Annotated in this window: 21 protein-coding genes, 1 tRNA gene, 2 rRNA genes and 2 pseudogenes; 13 read left to right on the top strand and 13 right to left on the bottom strand. The window is 34.2% G+C overall.

What is annotated here, in order from left to right; genetic code table 11:
- The first annotated feature begins 12 nt into the window (after window positions 1–12).
- The 10 genes and pseudogenes from OPR44_RS07160 to ruvC all read left to right on the top strand — a co-directional run bounded on the left by OPR44_RS07160 (window position 13) and on the right by ruvC (window position 6,218).
- Window positions 13–573: an outer membrane protein gene (locus tag OPR44_RS07160; RefSeq protein ID WP_264376502.1), complete on the top strand. Its 561-nt coding sequence runs from the start codon at window positions 13–15 to the stop codon at window positions 571–573.
- A 235-nt stretch (window positions 574–808) separates the two neighbouring features.
- Window positions 809–1,278: pseudogene (locus tag OPR44_RS07155) on the top strand (P44/Msp2 family outer membrane protein).
- Window positions 1,279–1,496: 218 nt separating this feature from the next.
- Window positions 1,497–1,799: a 50S ribosomal protein L21 gene (rplU, locus tag OPR44_RS07150; RefSeq protein WP_015588327.1), complete on the top strand. Its 303-nt coding sequence runs from the start codon at window positions 1,497–1,499 to the stop codon at window positions 1,797–1,799.
- Window positions 1,800–1,809: 10 nt separating this feature from the next.
- Window positions 1,810–2,079 (top strand): 50S ribosomal protein L27, encoded by a 270-nt coding sequence (rpmA, locus tag OPR44_RS07145; RefSeq protein ID WP_265014810.1) that lies wholly within the window; start codon window positions 1,810–1,812, stop codon window positions 2,077–2,079.
- Window positions 2,080–2,087: 8 nt separating this feature from the next.
- A tRNA-Ile gene (locus tag OPR44_RS07140) sits at window positions 2,088–2,164 on the top strand.
- Window positions 2,165–2,203: 39 nt separating this feature from the next.
- Window positions 2,204–3,370, top strand: coding sequence for a methionine adenosyltransferase (gene metK, locus OPR44_RS07135; RefSeq protein WP_265014809.1), 1,167 nt, complete (start codon window positions 2,204–2,206; stop codon window positions 3,368–3,370).
- A gap of 110 nt (window positions 3,371–3,480) precedes the next feature.
- The gene (locus tag OPR44_RS07130) at window positions 3,481–4,146 is read left to right on the top strand and encodes a TenA family protein (RefSeq protein WP_264374609.1); all 666 of its coding nucleotides are present in this window, start codon (window positions 3,481–3,483) and stop codon (window positions 4,144–4,146) included.
- Window positions 4,147–4,185: 39 nt separating this feature from the next.
- Window positions 4,186–4,845 carry a TenA family protein gene (locus OPR44_RS07125; RefSeq protein ID WP_264374610.1) on the top strand — a complete coding sequence of 220 codons (660 nt, stop codon included), beginning with the start codon at window positions 4,186–4,188 and terminating at the stop codon, window positions 4,843–4,845.
- A gap of 47 nt (window positions 4,846–4,892) precedes the next feature.
- Window positions 4,893–5,720 (top strand): cytochrome c oxidase subunit 3, encoded by an 828-nt coding sequence (locus tag OPR44_RS07120; protein ID WP_265014808.1) that lies wholly within the window; start codon window positions 4,893–4,895, stop codon window positions 5,718–5,720.
- Window positions 5,721–6,218, top strand: a complete 498-nt coding sequence (gene ruvC / locus OPR44_RS07115; RefSeq protein ID WP_012481999.1) for a crossover junction endodeoxyribonuclease RuvC — start codon at window positions 5,721–5,723, stop codon at window positions 6,216–6,218. It abuts the gene before it with no gap.
- 250 nt (window positions 6,219–6,468) lie between these two features.
- Here ruvC and OPR44_RS07110 read toward each other — a convergent pair whose 3' ends face one another.
- The 10 genes from OPR44_RS07110 to OPR44_RS07065 form a co-directional block, all read right to left on the bottom strand.
- Complete coding sequence (locus tag OPR44_RS07110; RefSeq protein WP_265014807.1) at window positions 6,469–6,756, bottom strand: hypothetical protein; 288 nt, start codon at window positions 6,754–6,756, stop codon at window positions 6,469–6,471.
- 11 nt (window positions 6,757–6,767) lie between these two features.
- Window positions 6,768–7,481 carry a recombinase zinc ribbon domain-containing protein gene (locus OPR44_RS07105; protein WP_265014806.1) on the bottom strand — a complete coding sequence of 238 codons (714 nt, stop codon included), beginning with the start codon at window positions 7,479–7,481 and terminating at the stop codon, window positions 6,768–6,770.
- An 89-nt stretch (window positions 7,482–7,570) separates the two neighbouring features.
- Complete coding sequence (locus OPR44_RS07100; RefSeq protein ID WP_265015463.1) at window positions 7,571–7,828, bottom strand: recombinase family protein; 258 nt, start codon at window positions 7,826–7,828, stop codon at window positions 7,571–7,573.
- Window positions 7,829–7,894: 66 nt separating this feature from the next.
- The gene (locus OPR44_RS07095) at window positions 7,895–8,425 is read right to left on the bottom strand and encodes a recombinase family protein (RefSeq protein ID WP_265014805.1); all 531 of its coding nucleotides are present in this window, start codon (window positions 8,423–8,425) and stop codon (window positions 7,895–7,897) included.
- Window positions 8,419–8,607, bottom strand: a complete 189-nt coding sequence (locus OPR44_RS07090; protein ID WP_038249248.1) for a hypothetical protein — start codon at window positions 8,605–8,607, stop codon at window positions 8,419–8,421. The genes OPR44_RS07095 and OPR44_RS07090 overlap by 7 nt, the downstream gene beginning before the upstream one ends.
- Before the next feature lie 97 nt (window positions 8,608–8,704).
- Window positions 8,705–8,887, bottom strand: a complete 183-nt coding sequence (locus OPR44_RS07085; protein WP_265014804.1) for an ankyrin repeat domain-containing protein — start codon at window positions 8,885–8,887, stop codon at window positions 8,705–8,707.
- A 250-nt stretch (window positions 8,888–9,137) separates the two neighbouring features.
- On the bottom strand, window positions 9,138–9,557 hold the full coding sequence (locus OPR44_RS07080) for a hypothetical protein (RefSeq protein ID WP_265014803.1): 420 nt from the start codon (window positions 9,555–9,557) through the stop codon (window positions 9,138–9,140).
- Window positions 9,558–9,735: 178 nt separating this feature from the next.
- On the bottom strand, window positions 9,736–10,203 hold the full coding sequence (ruvX, locus tag OPR44_RS07075; protein ID WP_012482000.1) for a Holliday junction resolvase RuvX: 468 nt from the start codon (window positions 10,201–10,203) through the stop codon (window positions 9,736–9,738).
- 57 nt (window positions 10,204–10,260) lie between these two features.
- Complete coding sequence (locus OPR44_RS07070) at window positions 10,261–12,045, bottom strand: ribonucleoside-diphosphate reductase subunit alpha (RefSeq protein WP_264374613.1); 1,785 nt, start codon at window positions 12,043–12,045, stop codon at window positions 10,261–10,263.
- Between the two features lie 48 nt (window positions 12,046–12,093).
- The gene (locus OPR44_RS07065; RefSeq protein WP_265014802.1) at window positions 12,094–13,164 is read right to left on the bottom strand and encodes a methyltransferase domain-containing protein; all 1,071 of its coding nucleotides are present in this window, start codon (window positions 13,162–13,164) and stop codon (window positions 12,094–12,096) included.
- Window positions 13,165–13,495: 331 nt separating this feature from the next.
- Between OPR44_RS07065 and OPR44_RS07060 the strand changes: the two genes are divergently transcribed.
- From OPR44_RS07060 to OPR44_RS07050, 3 genes and pseudogenes are all read left to right on the top strand, one after another.
- A 23S ribosomal RNA gene (locus OPR44_RS07060) occupies window positions 13,496–16,260 on the top strand.
- A gap of 67 nt (window positions 16,261–16,327) precedes the next feature.
- Window positions 16,328–16,434: ribosomal RNA gene (gene rrf / locus OPR44_RS07055) — 5S ribosomal RNA — on the top strand.
- Between the two features lie 191 nt (window positions 16,435–16,625).
- Window positions 16,626–17,436, top strand: a pseudogene (locus tag OPR44_RS07050) (IS66 family transposase); the annotation flags it as partial.
- A 32-nt stretch (window positions 17,437–17,468) separates the two neighbouring features.
- Here the strand turns inward: OPR44_RS07050 and OPR44_RS07045 are convergent.
- Genes OPR44_RS07045 through rpmH form a run of 3 tightly spaced genes read right to left on the bottom strand, consistent with a single transcriptional unit; the run spans window position 17,469 to window position 18,247 of the window.
- Complete coding sequence (locus tag OPR44_RS07045) at window positions 17,469–17,690, bottom strand: hypothetical protein (protein ID WP_265014801.1); 222 nt, start codon at window positions 17,688–17,690, stop codon at window positions 17,469–17,471.
- A 60-nt stretch (window positions 17,691–17,750) separates the two neighbouring features.
- On the bottom strand, window positions 17,751–18,122 hold the full coding sequence (gene rnpA / locus OPR44_RS07040; protein WP_265014800.1) for a ribonuclease P protein component: 372 nt from the start codon (window positions 18,120–18,122) through the stop codon (window positions 17,751–17,753).
- Entirely contained in the window at window positions 18,113–18,247 is a 135-nt protein-coding gene (gene rpmH, locus OPR44_RS07035; protein WP_080600798.1) for a 50S ribosomal protein L34, read from the bottom strand. The genes rnpA and rpmH overlap by 10 nt, the downstream gene beginning before the upstream one ends.
- Window positions 18,248–18,263 lie beyond the last annotated feature (16 nt).

The raw sequence follows: 18,263 nt of genomic DNA, 5'->3' as shown, positions 1-18,263 counted from the left end.
TACATGTTAAAAATGAAAAAGTTGCTTATTTTGGTGGTCTGTTGTTTCCTGTCAGTACCGTCTTCTGGAGTTGATTGGATTAAAGATAGAATCTATACTTCTTTGTCATATAGCCGGCTTGGTGTTAATTATGATGTTGGTTTTCACTATACAAATAGCACTAAAATTTCAGTTGGCTATGTAATCAAACCTATTATTAATTCTGTAATCAAACCTACTCTTGATGAAGAATTTGGAGGAGTTATGGGGCTTATGGCAAAGCTTCATTATCATCATAAATTTGAAGGTACGGATATTACTCCTTATATTACTGCTGGTGTTGGTACTGTTATAGTTCGTACAATGAAGGCTAAACCTAAAATAAGTAGAGCTGATAATGTAGGTGGAAACATAAGTACCCTATTGGCAGAGGTTTTCAAAACTATAGTCAATGATAAATTTTTTTCTTATCAAATAGGTGCTGGTATTAATCTTCCACTTTCTGAAAGAACAAGTGTTTTTGCTGGCTACAAATTGCAAAGGTTTCATAAAATTTTCCATGGAATTGAGCTAGGAATGAGCTTTAATTTGTAAACTCTGATTGAATATTTTTAGTAAAGGCTAGTGGGAAATTATATTGAAGCGAAAGTAAGTGATGTAGACTCAAATGATGATTGCAGCAGATAGTGAAAGATATGCCAATTTGCAATTGCAAGAGAAAGACAAATAACAAAAAAAATAAAATAATTCCAATTTTTTACTTGCAATTTATACTATTTTATATATTTATATGCTTGTATATGCATACATTAATCTTTGGAGGATAAAAATGAAAAAGTTACTTACTTTGTTGGCTTGCTGTTCTTTGTCAGCACCGTCTTTTGGAGTTGATTGGGTTAAAGATAGAACCTACACCTCTTCGTCGTATGCATGCTTGGTATTAATTATGATCTTGGCTATCACTGTACAGATAGCATTAAAATTTCATTTGGTCCTGCAGTTAAACTTGTTATGAGTGAAGGGATTTTAGACGCGGGACTTATGGCAAAGCTTCATTATCATCATAAATTTAAAAATACAGATATTACTCCTTATGTTACTTTTGGTGTAGGAGGAGTTGCTAAAATTCCTCTTTCAGAAAATCAAGGGCCAGACGTAGAAGAATTTTTTTCTTATCAAATAGGTTCTGGTATTAATCTTCCACTTTCTGAGAGAACAAGTGTTTTTGCTGGCTACAAGCTGCAGAAGTTTCATGAACTTTCGCATGGGGTTGAATTTGGAATGAGTTTTAATTTGTAAGCTCCGATTGAATGTTTTTAGTGAAAGCTTGAGTTTTTGTTAACGTCGTAAAGTTTTCATGAGACTAAGAGAATTTGAGAGTAGTCAAGTTTTAAAACTTGACTACTCTCCACGAGGAAAAGCAGATAAAGGTAGAAGTATTTCATGTTTTTATTTATATTGACAGTATGTGTAACATCATTTACGATTAGTGTTAATAACAATAATTGATATTTGTCATGTTTGCAGTAATCGAAACTGGTGGAAAGCAGTATTTAGTAAAAAAAGGCAGCATAATTAAAGTAGAAAGATTACAAGCTGAAGAAAAAGAGGAAGTGGAAATCAATAAAGTGATTTGTGTTTCAAGTAATGGCTTATCTTGTTCATCTAATGCTGTTGTTAAAGCTGAAGTACTGGAGCAGTGTAGAGATAAAAAAATTATAATCTTTAAGAAAAAGAGAAGAAAAAATTACCGTAGGAAAAATGGTCATAGGCAGTATATTACTGTTCTTCGTATCAATGAAATTAGTCTTCAAAAGTAAGAGGTAAGATATGGCAACTAAAAAATCAGGTGGTAGTTCCTGTAATGGTAGAGATTCGGCAGGGCGTCGGCTCGGGATAAAGAAGAATGGTGAGGTTATTCCAGGTAACATAATTGCACGTCAAAGAGGTACAAAATTTCATCCTGGAAAGAATGTTGGTATGGGTAAAGATCATACGATTTTTGCTAAAACGAAAGGCTGGGTGAGTTTTAGAAAATCAGCAAATAAAAAGACGTTTATTGATGTTGTGCCTACAGATGATATGCAAGCCTTGGCTTGAATAGATACGGGTCTGTAGCTCAGGTGGTTAGAGCGCACGCCTGATAAGCGTGAGGTCGGAGGTTCAACTCTTCCCAGACCCACCATTTAAATTTGCAATAGTTTTGATATCGTGTAACTAAGCGATGGTTTTACATAAGAATTCAGTAACCAGTGAATCAGTAGCAGCCGGTCATCCAGACAAAGTAGCAGACCAGATTTCAGATGCAATACTTGACGAATACCTTTTTAATGACTCTTCCTCTCGTACTGCAATAGAGACTTTAGTTACTAAAGATAATGTTATTATAGCTGGGGAAGTATTTGGGCCGAACATTGAAAATAGCAAGATTGAAAGTATTGTACGGAATACAATAAAAGATATTGGTTATGAGCATGATGGTTTCCACTGGGAAACAGTGAAAGTAAATATACTGCTACATGAACAATCAAATGACATTGCAATAGGTGTGGATCAAGGTGCTGGGGATCAGGGCATAATGTATGGCTATGCAACAATAGAGACAGAAAGCCTCATGCCAGCACCCATTTTTTATGCACACTCGATTCTGAGAAATATCATGAGTATGGTCAAAGAGGTAAAGCTTGGTCCGGATGCAAAATCGCAAATCACTTTGGCGTATGAGAATAACCTTCCAGTGCGTGCTGAAAGTATTGTTGTTTCAATACAGCATCTTGAGGATCTGAGTCAATCGAAAGTGAAGGAAATAATTTATCCTTACATAGCTTCATCTTTACCTAAAGGGTGGATGTGCCCTAAAGAAAATCTCTTAGTCAATCCAACAGGTAGATTTGTTATTGGTGGACCAGTTGGTGATTGTGGATTAACCGGACGAAAAGTTATGGTTGATACTTATGGAGGCTATATTCCACACGGTGGAGGAGCGTTTTCTGGAAAAGATGCAACAAAAGTTGATAGATCCGCAGCTTATATGGCGAGATACCTTGCTAAAAATATTGTCTTTGCAGGTTTAGCTGAACGTTGTCTTGTGCAGCTTTCTTATGCAATTGGTGTCTCAAAACCTACTTCATTTTACATTGATACATTTGGCACGAATACAATAGATGAAGAGAGGATTAAAGGGTTTATTGAAGGTAACATAGATTTATCAACTAAAGGCATAATAAGACATTTATCACTTAACCATCCTATATATAAACGTACAGCCTGCTATGGGCATTTTGGTAAAGAATCGGAAAGTGATGGTGGATTTTCTTGGGAAGGTGTGGACTTATCTACTGATTTTTGTAAAGAATTTAATATAGAAGAAAAAAAGAGAGAATTTCTTTAAACTATTAAACTCTTTTATTTCTAGCTTGATACTGATATAATAACTTATTATTAAATTGTAAGTAACTTTTTAGCAATTATACCAGTTTTAATATTTACGAGACTTACAAGATGTCCGACAAACCAAAAGAAGAATTTTATGATATTGCTATAAAAGAATCATCTGGTCTTATTGAAAAAATAAAAGGACATCCTTTCAATGTTGAGTTGATGAATAATACGCTAGATTATGAAAAGTTCAAATTTTATCTTCAGCAGGATTTTTTATATTTAGTGGACTGTACTCGTGCTTTATTGATTATTGCAGCTAAAGTTCATGACATTGAAATAATGAGCAGCTTAATAAATGTGGCAAGAGGAACATTTGATGTTCGGAGGCAATATAAAGAACATTTTGGAGATTGTGATTTATCTGATAATCACAAAAAATCAAGATCCTGTTCTGCCTTTACTGACTTTTTCATGCGCGCTGCATATCACAGTTCTGTTGCTGAAGCTTTATCAGCATCTTACCCTTGCTTTAACATATACCAAATCATTCTACATAATATGATGAGTGAGCTAACACTCGATGAGGTTAAAAATAGCAAGTACGAAGGATGGGTCAATATTTACAATAGCAAAGCAATGAATGCTGCAATTGATGAGTTTACTAATGTTACGAATAAATTTTATAAGAAAGCTGGAGATTGTGAAAAAAGAAGGATGCATGAGTTTTTTAAGAGAGGTCTAGAGCTAGAAATAATGTTTTGGGATGAGATGTATTCTCTAGCATAGTCTGTAGTATTAACACTAAATTATATTCTAGTTTATGTGATGTTCAGTGGTATAATTAAGAGCTATTATGGGTCAAATCTTTTAAAGGATATTATTGAGCATCCTTTCAATGTTGAATTAGCAAATAATACTTTAAATATAGAAAACTTCAAATTTTATATACAACAAGATGCATTCTTTTTAGCTGATTATGTTCGTACTGTTTTAATGATTGCATCAAAAATGGAGAGTTGTAACAACATTGTTCCATTTATTGAGGTGGCTAAAGGGGTAGTAGAGATTATGAAAGTGTTATACAACCACTACTTTGCTGTGTATTCCATAAATCGTGGAGAAAAGTCGCTTGAGTGTTTCAATTTTACTAACTTTCTTTTGTCTACTTCATATAGTAACGTTTATGAAGCTGTAACAGTTCTCTACTCTTGCCATTTTATATATAAAGTTGTTGTTAATAGTATGAGAAATAAAATTAAAAAAAATAATAGGTATAAGGATTGGCTTGATTTTTTTGGCAGTAGCTTGATGGAATCTGGATGTGTTGCTTTGGAAGGTATTGTTGACGAGTATTGTAACAAAGTAAGGGAAAGTGAAAGGACCAGAATGCTTGAATTATTTAAAATAACTGCACAATTTGAGTTAGACTTTTGGAACAGCGCATATAATTTTTCAAGATTTAATCAATTTCCTAAGAAATATTGACAATTTTAAGCTAATTTGTATGCTTAATACGTATTTTTGAAGATGATATGAAAAGTAAAGAACATGATTTTCATTTAGTGGACCCAAGTCCCTGGCCAATTGCTATATCAGCAGCAATTCTTGTTCTTGCACTTGGATTAGTTGGTACACTCCATAAACAAATTTCTGGAATATTTGGTTTAGTTTTGGGAATCTCTGCGGTATCAGGAGTGCTGTTTTATTGGTGGAGAGATGTAATAAGAGAAGCAATTTATGATAAATGCCATACTGCCATTGTAAAACATGGACTCAAGCTTGCAATGTACTTATTTATCCTCTCGGAAGTTGTGTTTTTTATAACGTTCTTTTGTTCATTCTTTAAAGCCTGGCTTGATCCGGTTTTTTTATTTGAAGCGTTTTCTCCTACAAAAAAAGTTGAATGGCCCCCTGAAGGGATTTTACCACCGGATCCGTGGTCGTTACCATTTATGAATACACTAATATTATTGCTTTCTGGTACAACAATTACTTCAGCACATCATTTTTTACTTAAAAATGATAAAAAAAGCATGATTAAAATGCTGTCTATAACTATATTGCTTGGGATGTTCTTTATAATAGTGCAAGCAATCGAATATCATGAAGCAAGTTTTTCTTTGCGAGAAACAGGAGAAAAACTTATTTATACATCTAACTTTTACATGATTACTGGGTTTCATTGTGTGCATGTTATAATAGGAATAATATTTTTGTCAGTATGCTTATTTAGAGCTCGAAAAGGTCAATTTACACCTCAAGATCACTTATGCTTTGAGTTTGCTTCTTGGTATTGGCACTTTGTCGATCTAGTATGGATATTTTTATTTCTGTTTATTTATTGGTTAAGCCTTTATTAAGTGATTAAAATAATAGGCCTAGATCCAGGGATGAGTAAGACTGGTTGGGCCATTATTAGACTGGAAGAAAAGAATAATATTAAATTTTTGGGTGGCGGTACCATATCAACTGATGGTAAATTGGGTGTAGGTGAACGTCTACATATAATTTTTGAACAATTAAAGAAAGTAATTTTCCTATACTCTCCAAATGAAGCTGCTGTGGAAAAAATTTTTATTAATAAGAATCCAAAATCTTCGCTAACTTTAGGATATGCAAGAGCAATTGCAATTTTAATATTACGAATGACGGATTTACCCATGAATGAATATGATGCAAACTATATAAAAAAGAGCATTACTGGAAATGGTCATGCTGATAAGGGTCAGATTATATTTATGGTCAAGCAAATAGTTAAAAGCTCAAATATAAAATGTCACCATACTGCTGATGCTCTTGCTACAGCAATTTGTCATGCTTATACGAAAAATTTTTGTTTTATGGGAATTGGTAGTTAATTCAAATTTTAAACTTGTAAGGCGTGGATTTTTGAAATCTTGCATCTAATTATAAATACATATCAGTTATCAGATTTAGAATATAGCAGAAATTGCTGCAGCAATAATATAACTATCTTCTATCTATAATGAAGACAAGTAGTGAATCACTATTTGCGATTCACTTTTTATCTGTTTAAGCTTTACTATCTTTCTACGGAGTTTTTAGCTTCAATTTGTAAACTATTTATTTTTGTTGCTAAAGGTTTACCTATTGTGCTGGAATTTGTGGATGACTGTTCTTTCTCTCGTGACCTATTTTTGACAGTATCTTTCTTATTTCTTGAATATTGCTCTCTCTTTCTTCTCGAGTCGGTAATGTTGCAGTATAAGACTGATCTTCACGCAGCTTTATATAAGAATGCTCTTTACCACCAAATTTATAATTTCCAGTCATATTTTGTATAGTTATCTGGACCTTTTCATAACTATAACTAAGCAGATCATCAGGCTTGTTTCCGTAATAATCAACAGCGTTTAAATCAGCTCCTTTGTCCAATAATTTTTGTATTAGCTCGGAAGAGTCGCCCTACCCCTACAACAACATTGCAAGCATTGATTTTTTTCCATATGAAAAGAGTCTGGAAGCTCTTTTACTCTAAACACGATGTTTACATCCTCAAAATTAATCTCAATTCGCTTAACTAACGTTCTAATAATATCACGTTTAGTTAGCCAGTCTGCATTATTAAGACTTGAGTTAATACTAGAGGAAAACCCCTCTAAATTTGTTACTACTAGAGTTAACTCTTGTGTGAGTTTTTTCTGATCAAATATCTTTTTCTTTTGTTCTTCAACCATTTTTAAGTTTTGTTTCATTGCTTTAACTCTTGGCTCAAATTCTTCTTGATCAATATATTCTTGAGCATAACTATCAATTAACCTTGCAATACCTCGTTTTAACTTATCTTCTTGTGTTTCAAGCAAAGCGCTTTTTTGATCTAGTGGTGATTTTTTAAGTTCTGAAAGTCTACGTTTATACTCCTCTAATATTCTATTTGGATTTTTTAATAGGTGTTTTACCTCTTCCCACACAGCCATGTCCAATGTATCTGTACGAATTAATTTGTTGTTACACATTTTATTACCGCCAAAACGGTATGAATCCGTACCAATACAACGATAATATACCTGATTATTAGTTTTTTTCCCCTCCTTATTCCTTGCAGTGCTAGTACCATAATATGCATAATTGCAAAGCTTACATACTACTAAACCTTGCAATAAATGTTTTGCTCCTCTTTGTCTTGTTCTTGCTATTTTTCTATTCTCAGCTAATTGTTCTTGAACGATTTCAAATAAATCTTCGCTTACTATACTAGGTACTTTAATATAAATCCAATCCTCTTTTGGAACAGGATAAGTAGAATAATTATCTTTTGGATGCTCGCAGGAGTTTTTTTCGGTCTTATATGTTTTAGTTTTACGCCAAACCTTGTTTTACCAAAAGCTGCTTGTCCTTTATAAGCAGTGTTTTTTAACATACTCAAAACTACAGCCCTATCCCAATACTCTTTTCCAGTTCTCGTCATAATGGAAATAGCACTTAGCCTACGACATACTTCTCCTATACTGGCTCTTTCTCTTCCTACCCAAGAAAATACTTTACGAACAACTTCAGCTTCTTCTTCATAAATCTAAAATAAGGCCTGTCCTGTTTCTGTATTTTTGTTTATATAACGATAGCCATAAGGAGCAGCACTCATTACACTTATACAACCCTTATTTGCTGCATAAATCTTTCCTCGACGACTTCGTTCCATGATTTTTGCACGTTCGTATTCTGCTATCATACCTTGCATTTGTAATAGTAATTGAGATTCTGGATTATCGCTAATTTGATAATTTAAAAAAATGACTTCCACTCCTAACTTCTTAAACTCTTCAAGTAATATCATCTGATATGCATACTTACGAGATAAACGATCAGGAGAATGAATATAAACCTTATCAATGTTACCTTCTGCTATTTTATCACGTAATTTTTCCAAACCAGGACGGATTATGTTAGAACCACTATAACCATTATCAATAAATTTATATTCATTTAATAATTTATGTCCATCCATACTAATTTGATTCTCTATAGCAGCAATTTGGCTTGCTATTGTATCTTCTTGTGCTTGCCTCCCTGAAGAAACTCTTGCATATAAACTAACTGTTACCATTTTACCGTCCTCAAATCTACTTTCTTATATTCAGAGTTTTCTTCCTTTTTGCTCGCTTTTATTGGTTTACTTAACACTAATTTTTCATATGCATCTAATAGATACAACTCTGCTAATCGATTTACTTCATAACTACAACTAATCCGCACTATTAATTTCTTGTTGCCCATGAGCTCTACCATATATTATCCATCGAGACATATGGTTATTTGATCATTAGCTCTATAAATAAATTCAACTCTCCGTTCTTTTTGTAGAAGCTTTCGAGAAATAGTCTTCTCAAGTTTCAGGTTTATTGCAATATTGTTGGCGGAGTCCCCTCAGGCATGCTATATGTAAAGGTGTCATACCGTTACCGAGATGAATACAATTTATATCAAGATCTTCTCTTTCTAGTAATTTATTTATAATGTTTTTTTTGTTGTAATGAGGGTTGAGGGCCTTTATGTTCAGTGTTGGCATGATTGTAGCCTTTGGCTATAGAAAGAAGAATAGGATTATTTCCATATCGTAGGTTATACATTATTAATGTTTTTGGTTTGATTAATGAGATATCCAATTCTTTTGCTGTTTGAATTTGATATATCCATCATAAGCTGAGTATTGTCACTTATAGCAGCTGTAATACTACCACCAGTAAAGCGAGGCATATCATATTTTTCTGGAGATAACAATTTAATATGGTTATTATCGAACTGAAAGCGACATATTACTAATCCAAGATCCCGCCAGTTCTCTGAAATTTTTGATAACTTTGAGGAGATTCAAACTCTCTAACAAGCTTAAGTTGCCCTTCCTCCTGTAAATAGCAAATCTCTGTGTACTTGCTAAGTTTTAGTTTATTCTGTGCAAGATATTTGAGGGTACGGGCCACAAGTTTCCCATTCTCTTCACAATAGTATATTCTGTACACATAGTACATTCCCTTGCTTACTAATTCACACGTATCATAGTAATCTTGGTAACTTTCTCTAACAATCTGATCGATTTTTTCTTTATGTGCACCAAATTCATGATTTTGCAACGAAAGATGTTTATACAATATTTCTTTAAACTTCTTTTCATCTAGCTTTGATGACGGTTCTGTAAAGTATTTTAATGAAGGTTGAGTATTTTTTATGAGCTGTTTCACGGTTTCATTCATAGTTATCTTCTCATTTACATGCTTAAATTATACCAATATTTTTAATATTGTCAATAATTAGATTAATTATCTCATTTATAATTATAATAACTTAGCATATCTCTCTCTTGTTTAATAGTTAGTGTTGTGAATTAAGCTAAAAAAATGACAGAAACGGAACCAATAGCTATTTAATTGCATTTATCTTATCCAATGTTCGTTGCAGAATAATACATGCAGCAATTTTATCATCTATTTTTTTTGATTTTGTGATTGATATTCCAGTAATTTTTAGTGCGTGAGTTGCAAGAGATGTTGATAGACTTTCGTCTTGTAGGTATATGTGTACTTTGCATTTTTTTATTATTTTATTTGCAAACTGGATTATTACTTTGCACCATTCGGTCTCTTGTTCATCTATTGTGAATGGTAGTCCTATTACCATTGATCCAGCTTCATTTTCTTTAAGCACTCTATTTAGATAACCTAAATCTTTGCTCATATTTCTTCTATAATATATACTATGAGCTGTAGCTATAAGCTGTGTTTTATCACTAAATGCTATGCCTATTTGTTTTTCTCCCATATCAAGGCACATTATACGTTTATCTCTTGGAATAGACTTTAGAAATTCATCTGGATTTCTATGTAGCATCTATGAAAACATAACTTTTGTACAATTGTATTTTTGTGACAGTAAGTTATGTACAGTCTACTGGCATGATAGACATTCATCATAATTAATATCTGTTTTTTGTTGCAATATTTCACTTTTTTTGAATATGTCATGTGAGACCTTGTCAGCTCTCTGCATTGATTGTGATCTGCAATAATACAAGCTTTTTAATCCTTTTTTCCAAGCAAGCATATGTATTTTGTGTAAGTAACGTTTATGCACATTGGCAGGTAAGAACAGATTTACTGATTGAGATTGACAAATATAAGGAGTTCTATCACTTGCATGTTCTATGATCCATTGTTGATCAAGTTCGTATGCTGTTTTAAATGTCAGTTTTTCATGCTTGCTAAGAAAATCTAAATGCTGAACAGAACCCTCATTTGTTGAAATTGAGGACCATGTTTCATCATTGTCTTGATTTTTTTCTGCTAGTAGTTTTTGCAAGAATTTATTTCGTACTACAAATGAACCTGTAAGTGTCTTCTGTATAAATACGTTTGCTGCATACGGCTCTATTCCAGGAGAAGTGTTGCCTGCGATAATCGAAATTGAGGCAGTTGGAGCAATAGCGAGCTTATGTGTAAACCTTTCCATTAGATCGATTTCTTTAGCGTCAAGACATGGCCCTTTTTCTTCTGCTAATTTTTTAGAAACTACATCCGCTTGCTCGCGCAAATGCTTAAATACTTTTTTATTCCATTGTTGGGCTGTTACTGATTCAAAAGGAACCATTTTACTTTGTAAAAATGAATGAAAGCCCATCACACCAAGACCGATACTACGCTCTCTTATTGCGGAATATTTTGCTCGCTGTATTTCATTTGGTGCGTGGTTTATGAAATCCTCTAATACATTATCAAGAAAACGCATTATATCTTCTATGAAAAGCTCATTATCTTTCCATTCTTCGTAGTATTCAAGATTTACGGATGATAAACAACATACAGCAGTGCGTGACTTTTTCAGGTGATCGTAACCTGTAGTTAAAGTTATTTCACTGCATAGGTTTGACATTTTGATGTCTAAGTTGAGCTTTTTGTAAGATTCTGGCTTATTGTTATTTGTTGCATCAAGGAAAATAATGTAAGGTTCTCCAGTTTCAACTCTTGCTGTTAATATTTTAATCCATATATCCCGTGCTTTTACTGTTGAAATAACTTTGTTGTTATGAGGGCTTATTAAATCCCATTCTTGATCATCTTCAACAGCTTGCATAAACTTATCTGTTACTATTACAGCATGATGTATATTTAATGCTTTGCGATTTGGGTCACCACCAGTTGGCTTACGTAAATCTAGAAACTCTTCTATTTCTGGATGCCATACAGGAAGATAAACTGCTGAGCTTCCTCTTCTTAAGGATCCTTGGCTGATTGCAAGCGTCAGAGCGTTTTGTACTACGATAAATGGCACAATTCCTGATGTTTTACCGCTACCTTTGACACTTTCACCAATTGAACGTAAATTTCCCCAATAACTACCTATTCCACCACCACGTGCAGCGAGCCAAACATTTTCATTCCATAGATCAACTATTCCCTTCAAGCTATCTTCAGTTTCATTAAGAAAGCAGGAAATAGGCAATCCTCTTTTGGTACCGCCGTTACTAAGTATTGGTGTTGAAGGCATGAACCACAAGTTGCTCATGTAATCATAAAGACGTTGTGCATGTTTTCTATCATCAGAATAGTAATTAGCAATACGTATAAAGAGATCTTGATAACTTTCATTTTCTATTAAATACCTATCCAATAGAACTGCTTTTCCAAAATCGGTTAATTTACTATCTTTTGCGTAATTAATAGTAATGTAATTCATAAGGCTCCTTTTATGATAATATAGAAATTTATTTGAGCGATTTCTCGATTAAGTTGTTGAATTTGTTTGTGGATGTTGTAATGCAAATAAGATACCATCAACCTGACTGCCATATATTTTACAGTAACTCATTTGACTTATTTGCATATTTGTTTCTTTTGCAACATGCTGAATATAATCTTCTGAATGACGAAAATAATCTCCTTTGTTTACAAAGTCAATACCTTTACCTTCCTTTCTTCTTACTAAACATACAATAACCCCTTTTTTGTCTGTCAATCCTTTTGCTAGTTCCAATTCTGCTAGAAAATCATGTAGATAGTGTAGCACTTCAGCAAAGATAATTACATCATACTGCTGGTTCTTCTCTTGTTTAAGAAACTCTTTCATTTCTGTATGTATTAACTCATCGTAAACAGGTTTACCTTTTATAAGGCATCCTCTTGCAATATTGAGCATTCTATTTGAGATGTCAACTCCTGTTATGCGACTTCTAATATTACTTATTTTTAGGAAGTGACCACATATTCCAGTACCGCAACCAAGGTCGAGTATATTCAGTTTAGAAGTGGAGTTGTTAAAGACTTTTGTAATTATCATGTGTACGAGTTTATGCCCTCTGTATTGTTTGGCAATTAGCCAATGCTCAACAAAATATTCACCTGTGTAATCAAAATATTGTTTTATGAGATTTTTAGGCAATTCTACGATATCTGATGTGTTTGTTATTTTTTTAAAGTAGTAAGAAGCTTCTTTGTGACTACTATCTAATTTTAGCGTCTTTGTTAAATAATTATAAGCTCTATTAGTATTTCCTACTGCAAAATGACATCTTCCAATATTATACCAGATTATAGGTAAATTGGGGTAGAATATGCTAATTAACCAAAATCTTAACTTTGCATCTGATATATTACCTTTATAGAAGTGATATAACCCGATTTCAATGTTGGTATTTAACAGGTTTTTAGATTTTTCAAGAAACACTACAATTTCTTTATGGAGAGTATTGTATCTATCCACAATGAAATTTTTTACTTTTTTAATATTTAATAAGCCAGTGAGCTTAGATATACAATTTAAAGCAAAGTTTTTTATAAAAGATAGATTACTTTTCATACATTAGAAATACTCCAAATGTTCATTTTCATTTTTAGGTAACTAATTTTAACACATTTTATCTTACAAAATATCTTTTTCATTAATTTTTCTGTACATATCAATTTGTCGAATATTTCTCAGATTGTACTGTTTAAGATTGCTGGTATATTGTTGTTGATAATAATAGGTAAATGTTTTGTGTAAAAAGGCGTTGACATATGATTTATCAGATTGTAACATATAAAAGATTAGTTTTTAGATGTTTGAAAAGTTTTATGGTAGAGATTATTTAATCTCAATTCAATTGTAAGTTAATATTTAACTCTGCATATTCTACATATAGTCAGATAAATAAATTATTAAGAGCACTTGATGGATGCCTTGGCGTTAAGAGGCGATGAAGGACGTGGCAGGCTGCGATAAGCTGTGGGAAATTGTCAACAAATTTTGATCCGCAGATTTCCGAATGGGGAAACCCAACTAGCTTAGCTAGTTATTATATACTAAGTATATAAAGCAAACTTGGTGAACTGAAATATCTAAGTAGCCAAAGGAAAAGAAATCAACCGAGATTCTGTTAGTAGTGACGAGCGAAAGCGGAAAAGGCTAGTGATTTAAAAATAAGGATTAGAATACTCTGGAAATGGTAACCATAGAAGGTGATAGTCCTGTATAAATAGAAAGTTTTTAAATCCTTGAGTAGAGCGGGGCACGTGAAATCCTGTTTGAATATGGGGGGACCATCCTCCAAGCCTAAATACTCCTTAACGACCGATAGTGAACAAGTACCGTGAGGGAAAGGTGAAAAGAACCCCGGGAGGGGAGTGAAATAGAATCTGAAATCAAGTGCTTACAAACAGTTGGAGCTCTATATCAATTTATTGATATTTAGAGTGACAGCGTACCTTTTGCATAATGGGTCAGCGAGTTAATCTATGAAGCAAGCTTAAGCCGGTAGGTGTAGGCGTAGCGAAAGCAAGTCTGAATAGGGCGTTTAGTTTTATGGATTAGACCCGAAACCAAGTGATCTAGTCATGACCAGATTGAAGGTATGGTAAAACATACTGAAGGATCGAACCAGTTAATGTTGCAACATTATTGGATGAGTTGTGATTAGGGGTGAAAGGCCAATCAAACTTGGAAATAGCTGGTTCTCCGCGAAATCTATTTAGGTAGAGCGTTGTATGTATGTTGTTGGGGGTAGAGCACTGGATAGACTAGGGGGATTTATCATCTTACCAAATCTAACCAAACTCCGAATACCAACAATTAATTATACAGCAGACACACTACGGGTGCTAAGTCCGTGGTGGAAAGGGAAACAGCCCAGATCACTATCTAAGGTCCCAAAATTACAGCTAAGTGGGGAAGGAAGTGGAAAAACCATTACAGCTAGGAGGTTGGCTTGGAAGCAGCCATCCTTTAAAGAAAGCGTAACAGCTCACTTGTCTAAATAAGTTTTTCTGCACCGAAAATGTACCGGGGCTAAAGCTGTATACCGAAGATGTGGGTGCTTATTAATTTCGATTAATAGGCGCGGTAGCGGAGCGTTCCGTAAGTCTGTGAAGGCGGTTTGTGAAAACCGCTGGAGATATCGGAAGTGAGAATGCTGACATAAGTAGCGTAAAAGAGTGTGAAAAACACTCTCACCAAAAATCTAAGGGTTCCTACGTTAAGTTAATCTGCGTAGGGTTAGTCGGTTCCTAAGGCGAGTCCGTAAAGGAGTAGTCGATGGCAATTAGGTTAATATTCCTAAACCTCTTAAGTGTGACGGGTTTTGTATTTGTATAGGTCTTATTGGATTGATCTATGCTTAAAAGAAGCTCCAGGAAATAGCACTTATATTTATGAGGCCGTACCGTAAACCGACACTGGTGGATGAGTAGAGTATACTAAGGTGTTGAAAGAATGATGTTGAAGGAACTCGGCAAATTATACCTGTAACTTCGGAAGAAGGGTAACCTGCTTTTAGGCAACTATGAGTAGGTGGCACAAAATAGGGAGTAGCGACTGTTTACTAAAAACACAGGACTCTGCAAACACGTAAGTGGAAGTATAGGGTCTGACGCCTGCCCAGTGCTGGAAGGTTAATAGGAGGGGTGCAAGCTCTGAATTGAAGCCCCAGTAAACGGCGGCCGTAACACTGACGGTCCTAAGGTAGCGAAATTCCTTGTCGGGTAAGTTCCGACCCGCACGAATGGCGTAACGATTTCTCCACTGTCTCCAACATCACTTCAGCGAAATTGAATTCCCCGTGCAGATGCGGGGTACCCGCGGTTAGACGAAGAGACCCCGTGCACCTTTACTATAGCTTTACATTGCTATTAAAAGTGTGATGTGCAGGATAGGTGGGAGACTTTGAAGTTATGGCGCTAGCTATAATGGAGTCAACCTTGAGATACCACCCTTTACACTTTTGATATCTAACTACGTTTCATTATCTGGAACTAGGACATTGTATGGTGGGTAGTTTGACTGGGGCGGTCGCCTCCTAAAAAGTAACGGAGGCGTGCGAAGGTAAGCTAGAGCTGGTCGGAAATCAGCTTGATAGTACAATGGCATAAGCTTGCCTGACTGCGAGGCTGACAAGCCAAGCAGAGACGAAAGTCGGTCATAGTGATCCGGTGATTCTGTATGGAAGGGTCATCGCTCAACGGATAAAAGGTACGCCGGGGATAACAGGCTGATGGTGTTCGAGAGTTCATATCGACGACACCGTTTGGCACCTCGATGTCGACTCATCACATCCTGGGGCTGGAGAAGGTCCCAAGGGTTCGGCTGTTCGCCGATTAAAGTGTTACGTGAGTTGGGTTTAGAACGTCGTGAGACAGTTCGGTTTCTATCTGCCGTGGGTGAAGGAAATTTGAGAAGATCTGACTCTAGTACGAGAGGACCGAGATGGATATACCTCTGGTGTACCAGCTGTTATGCCAATAGCATCGCTGGGTAGCTATGTATAGATGGGATAATTGCTGAAAGCATATAAGCAAGAAACCCTCTTCAAAAAGATTTCCCAATTAAGGCCGTGGAAGACTACCACGTTGATAGGCTAGGTGTGGAAGCATGGTAACATGTGAAGCTAACTAGTACTAATAGCCTGATTGATTTATTTCCTTTCTATATGTGCATATGCAGTGTTAAATATTAAATTGAAATTTGTTAAGTCAGAAATTTTTATTGACTTGGTGACTATAGCAAAAATGAACCACCCGATCTCATTTCGAACTCGGAAGTGAAACTTTTTAGCGCCGATGATACTTAAAAAGGGAAAGTAGGTCGTTGCCAAGCTTATAAAAATTTCTTTTTATCTATATCTGTTCAGTAGAGCGATGAAACAAGGTAAACATAGAGTAGCTGTGAGGTAATATAACTAATCTTTTAGAACTTTGCGAAAACTTTAAAATAAAAGTAGAAAATTTAAAAGTAGAATTTGTCACCTATTTGCAAATGAGGAGGAGAGATAGTAACATTTAACAAATCATCAAACAATTGATCTTCCGAAAATCAAACTTTATATAATTGAATATTAATTAAGTTGTTGGAGATGAGGAGAAAGAAGAAGTAGCAAACTACCAAAAAGCAGATACATTTGGTCCAATAGTTAGGTGATAATTGTAGCACTCAGTGGATTTTATAAAAATTCAAAACGTAAAAATTATAAGTGATGTTTTTAATGTGAATTGAAAGCGTATCAAATAGTGAATATAGAATTCCCTCAAAATGCAAAAAGGTGTATGAGCAAATCGAATAAGAAAAGTGAGGTTTTGCGCATCAACGTGTTATAATAAAGGTAAACTTGGTTAGTGCTGAAGCAATACTGCAAGTTTTAAAGGGAAAGAAGATTTAAAAGACAGTGTATGTTGCAATCGTAATAGTCGCTGACAGGTACTTTGAAACATAGCTGGACTATTGAAGTTAAAATTCTGGGCTGTTACTTAAAAAACGCATCCACTGAATTATTTATGCTAAAAAAAGCTTTATTAAAAAATGAAACAGAAGTGTAAGAAAGTTGCAAAACGTATAAGGTATTACTTGAAGCTACCTATCTGAAGCAACTGGAGCTTTTCAAGTTGCGAAAAATATTTTAAAATCTGAAAGAATGGTGTGAACTTTTTTAAGTAAACCAGAAAGTATTCCACTATCGCGCTGAACAGCAAATTAGGCATTATATCATTTACTGTAAAAGCTCATATTTTACGTAATCAGAGCTAGGAATTTGAAAGGATAATTTCATTATACTTAACATGGAAACAAAGAGAATTATACAATCCCCTGCCTATCGTTTCTTGAACCACTCCCTTGAACGGGTACTTTTACTTTTATCAAACTATTCTCTTATTGTAATAAGTTGCTTCTATATTTAAATTTAGCAACTTCCCTCTAGGATTATCCTTATTTTGTTCTAAGTATTGGCTTTGTTCAAATGCCATTCCCCATTGTGTACGATAGCTAGACTTTCTATATTCATAAAAACTCTCTTCAGCATTATTTGTATCGAGCTTTTTATCTTCTTTTCTTATACTTCTACCATCAAGCACCCACATCTATTAATTTATTTTAAAAAGTTTACTCATCTTATCATAAAAAATATATCTGTAAATACTTTAGTGAAAATTTCTTCTTATTTTATCTTTCTTTAAGCAAATATTGAGGTCTTTTTGTAAATTTTTATAGCCTGCTTGCATAATGTTTTTATGGGTTAGTATTATGTAATAGTATCCTACATTACTTATATTAGAAATGCTAACTTTAGCTAGCATTCGTAATTGCCTTTTTATTTTATTTCTTTTTGCTGCTTTTCCGACTTTTTTACTGATAGCCAGACCTACTCTAATAACATGAATATACTTTTCAGGTTCTCTTTCTTTTATAGCATATAGTGATATATATACCCCTCGATAAAAAAGACTGTCAGGTGCTAATCTGTTTTTAAAAGCAAAGGAAAACTCTTTTTTTTTTATGCTTACTATGCGCATAATTTATTACACCCTAATGAGCGACGCTTATTAAGAATTTTTCTTCCAGCTTTTGTTGACATACGTGAACGAAATCCATGTTTGTGCTTTTTTTTAAAATTTTTTGGTTGAAATGTTCTTTTCATTGTTTTTATATTAATA

It is taken from the genome of Wolbachia endosymbiont (group B) of Camptogramma bilineatum (assembly GCF_947251825.1).
Classification (GTDB): domain Bacteria; phylum Pseudomonadota; class Alphaproteobacteria; order Rickettsiales; family Anaplasmataceae; genus Wolbachia.
Note: the sequence above shows the minus strand (reverse complement) of the source record. Positions and strands in the feature narration are given on the sequence as shown.

What these genes read in the sequence shown, in the direction of transcription:
- OPR44_RS07095 (WP_265014805.1), bottom strand. Translation starts at nt 8,425, where the DNA reads ATGGTAACAGTTAGTTTATATGCAAGAGTTTCTTCAGGGAGGCAAGCA.
- OPR44_RS07130 (WP_264374609.1), top strand. Translation starts at nt 3,481, where the DNA reads ATGTCCGACAAACCAAAAGAAGAATTTTATGATATTGCTATAAAAGAA.
- rnpA (WP_265014800.1), bottom strand. Translation starts at nt 18,122, where the DNA reads ATGCGCATAGTAAGCATAAAAAAAAAAGAGTTTTCCTTTGCTTTTAAA.
- OPR44_RS07065 (WP_265014802.1), bottom strand. Translation starts at nt 13,164, where the DNA reads ATGAAAAGTAATCTATCTTTTATAAAAAACTTTGCTTTAAATTGTATA.
- OPR44_RS07090 (WP_038249248.1), bottom strand. Translation starts at nt 8,607, where the DNA reads ATGGTAGAGCTCATGGGCAACAAGAAATTAATAGTGCGGATTAGTTGT.
- rpmA (WP_265014810.1), top strand. Translation starts at nt 1,810, where the DNA reads ATGGCAACTAAAAAATCAGGTGGTAGTTCCTGTAATGGTAGAGATTCG.
- OPR44_RS07045 (WP_265014801.1), bottom strand. Translation starts at nt 17,690, where the DNA reads ATGTGGGTGCTTGATGGTAGAAGTATAAGAAAAGAAGATAAAAAGCTC.
- OPR44_RS07120 (WP_265014808.1), top strand. Translation starts at nt 4,893, where the DNA reads ATGAAAAGTAAAGAACATGATTTTCATTTAGTGGACCCAAGTCCCTGG.
- OPR44_RS07125 (WP_264374610.1), top strand. Translation starts at nt 4,186, where the DNA reads ATGTTCAGTGGTATAATTAAGAGCTATTATGGGTCAAATCTTTTAAAG.
- OPR44_RS07070 (WP_264374613.1), bottom strand. Translation starts at nt 12,045, where the DNA reads ATGAATTACATTACTATTAATTACGCAAAAGATAGTAAATTAACCGAT.
- ruvX (WP_012482000.1), bottom strand. Translation starts at nt 10,203, where the DNA reads ATGCTACATAGAAATCCAGATGAATTTCTAAAGTCTATTCCAAGAGAT.
- OPR44_RS07160 (WP_264376502.1), top strand. Translation starts at nt 13, where the DNA reads ATGAAAAAGTTGCTTATTTTGGTGGTCTGTTGTTTCCTGTCAGTACCG.
- metK (WP_265014809.1), top strand. Translation starts at nt 2,204, where the DNA reads ATGGTTTTACATAAGAATTCAGTAACCAGTGAATCAGTAGCAGCCGGT.
- OPR44_RS07085 (WP_265014804.1), bottom strand. Translation starts at nt 8,887, where the DNA reads ATGCCAACACTGAACATAAAGGCCCTCAACCCTCATTACAACAAAAAA.
- rpmH (WP_080600798.1), bottom strand. Translation starts at nt 18,247, where the DNA reads ATGAAAAGAACATTTCAACCAAAAAATTTTAAAAAAAAGCACAAACAT.
- rplU (WP_015588327.1), top strand. Translation starts at nt 1,497, where the DNA reads ATGTTTGCAGTAATCGAAACTGGTGGAAAGCAGTATTTAGTAAAAAAA.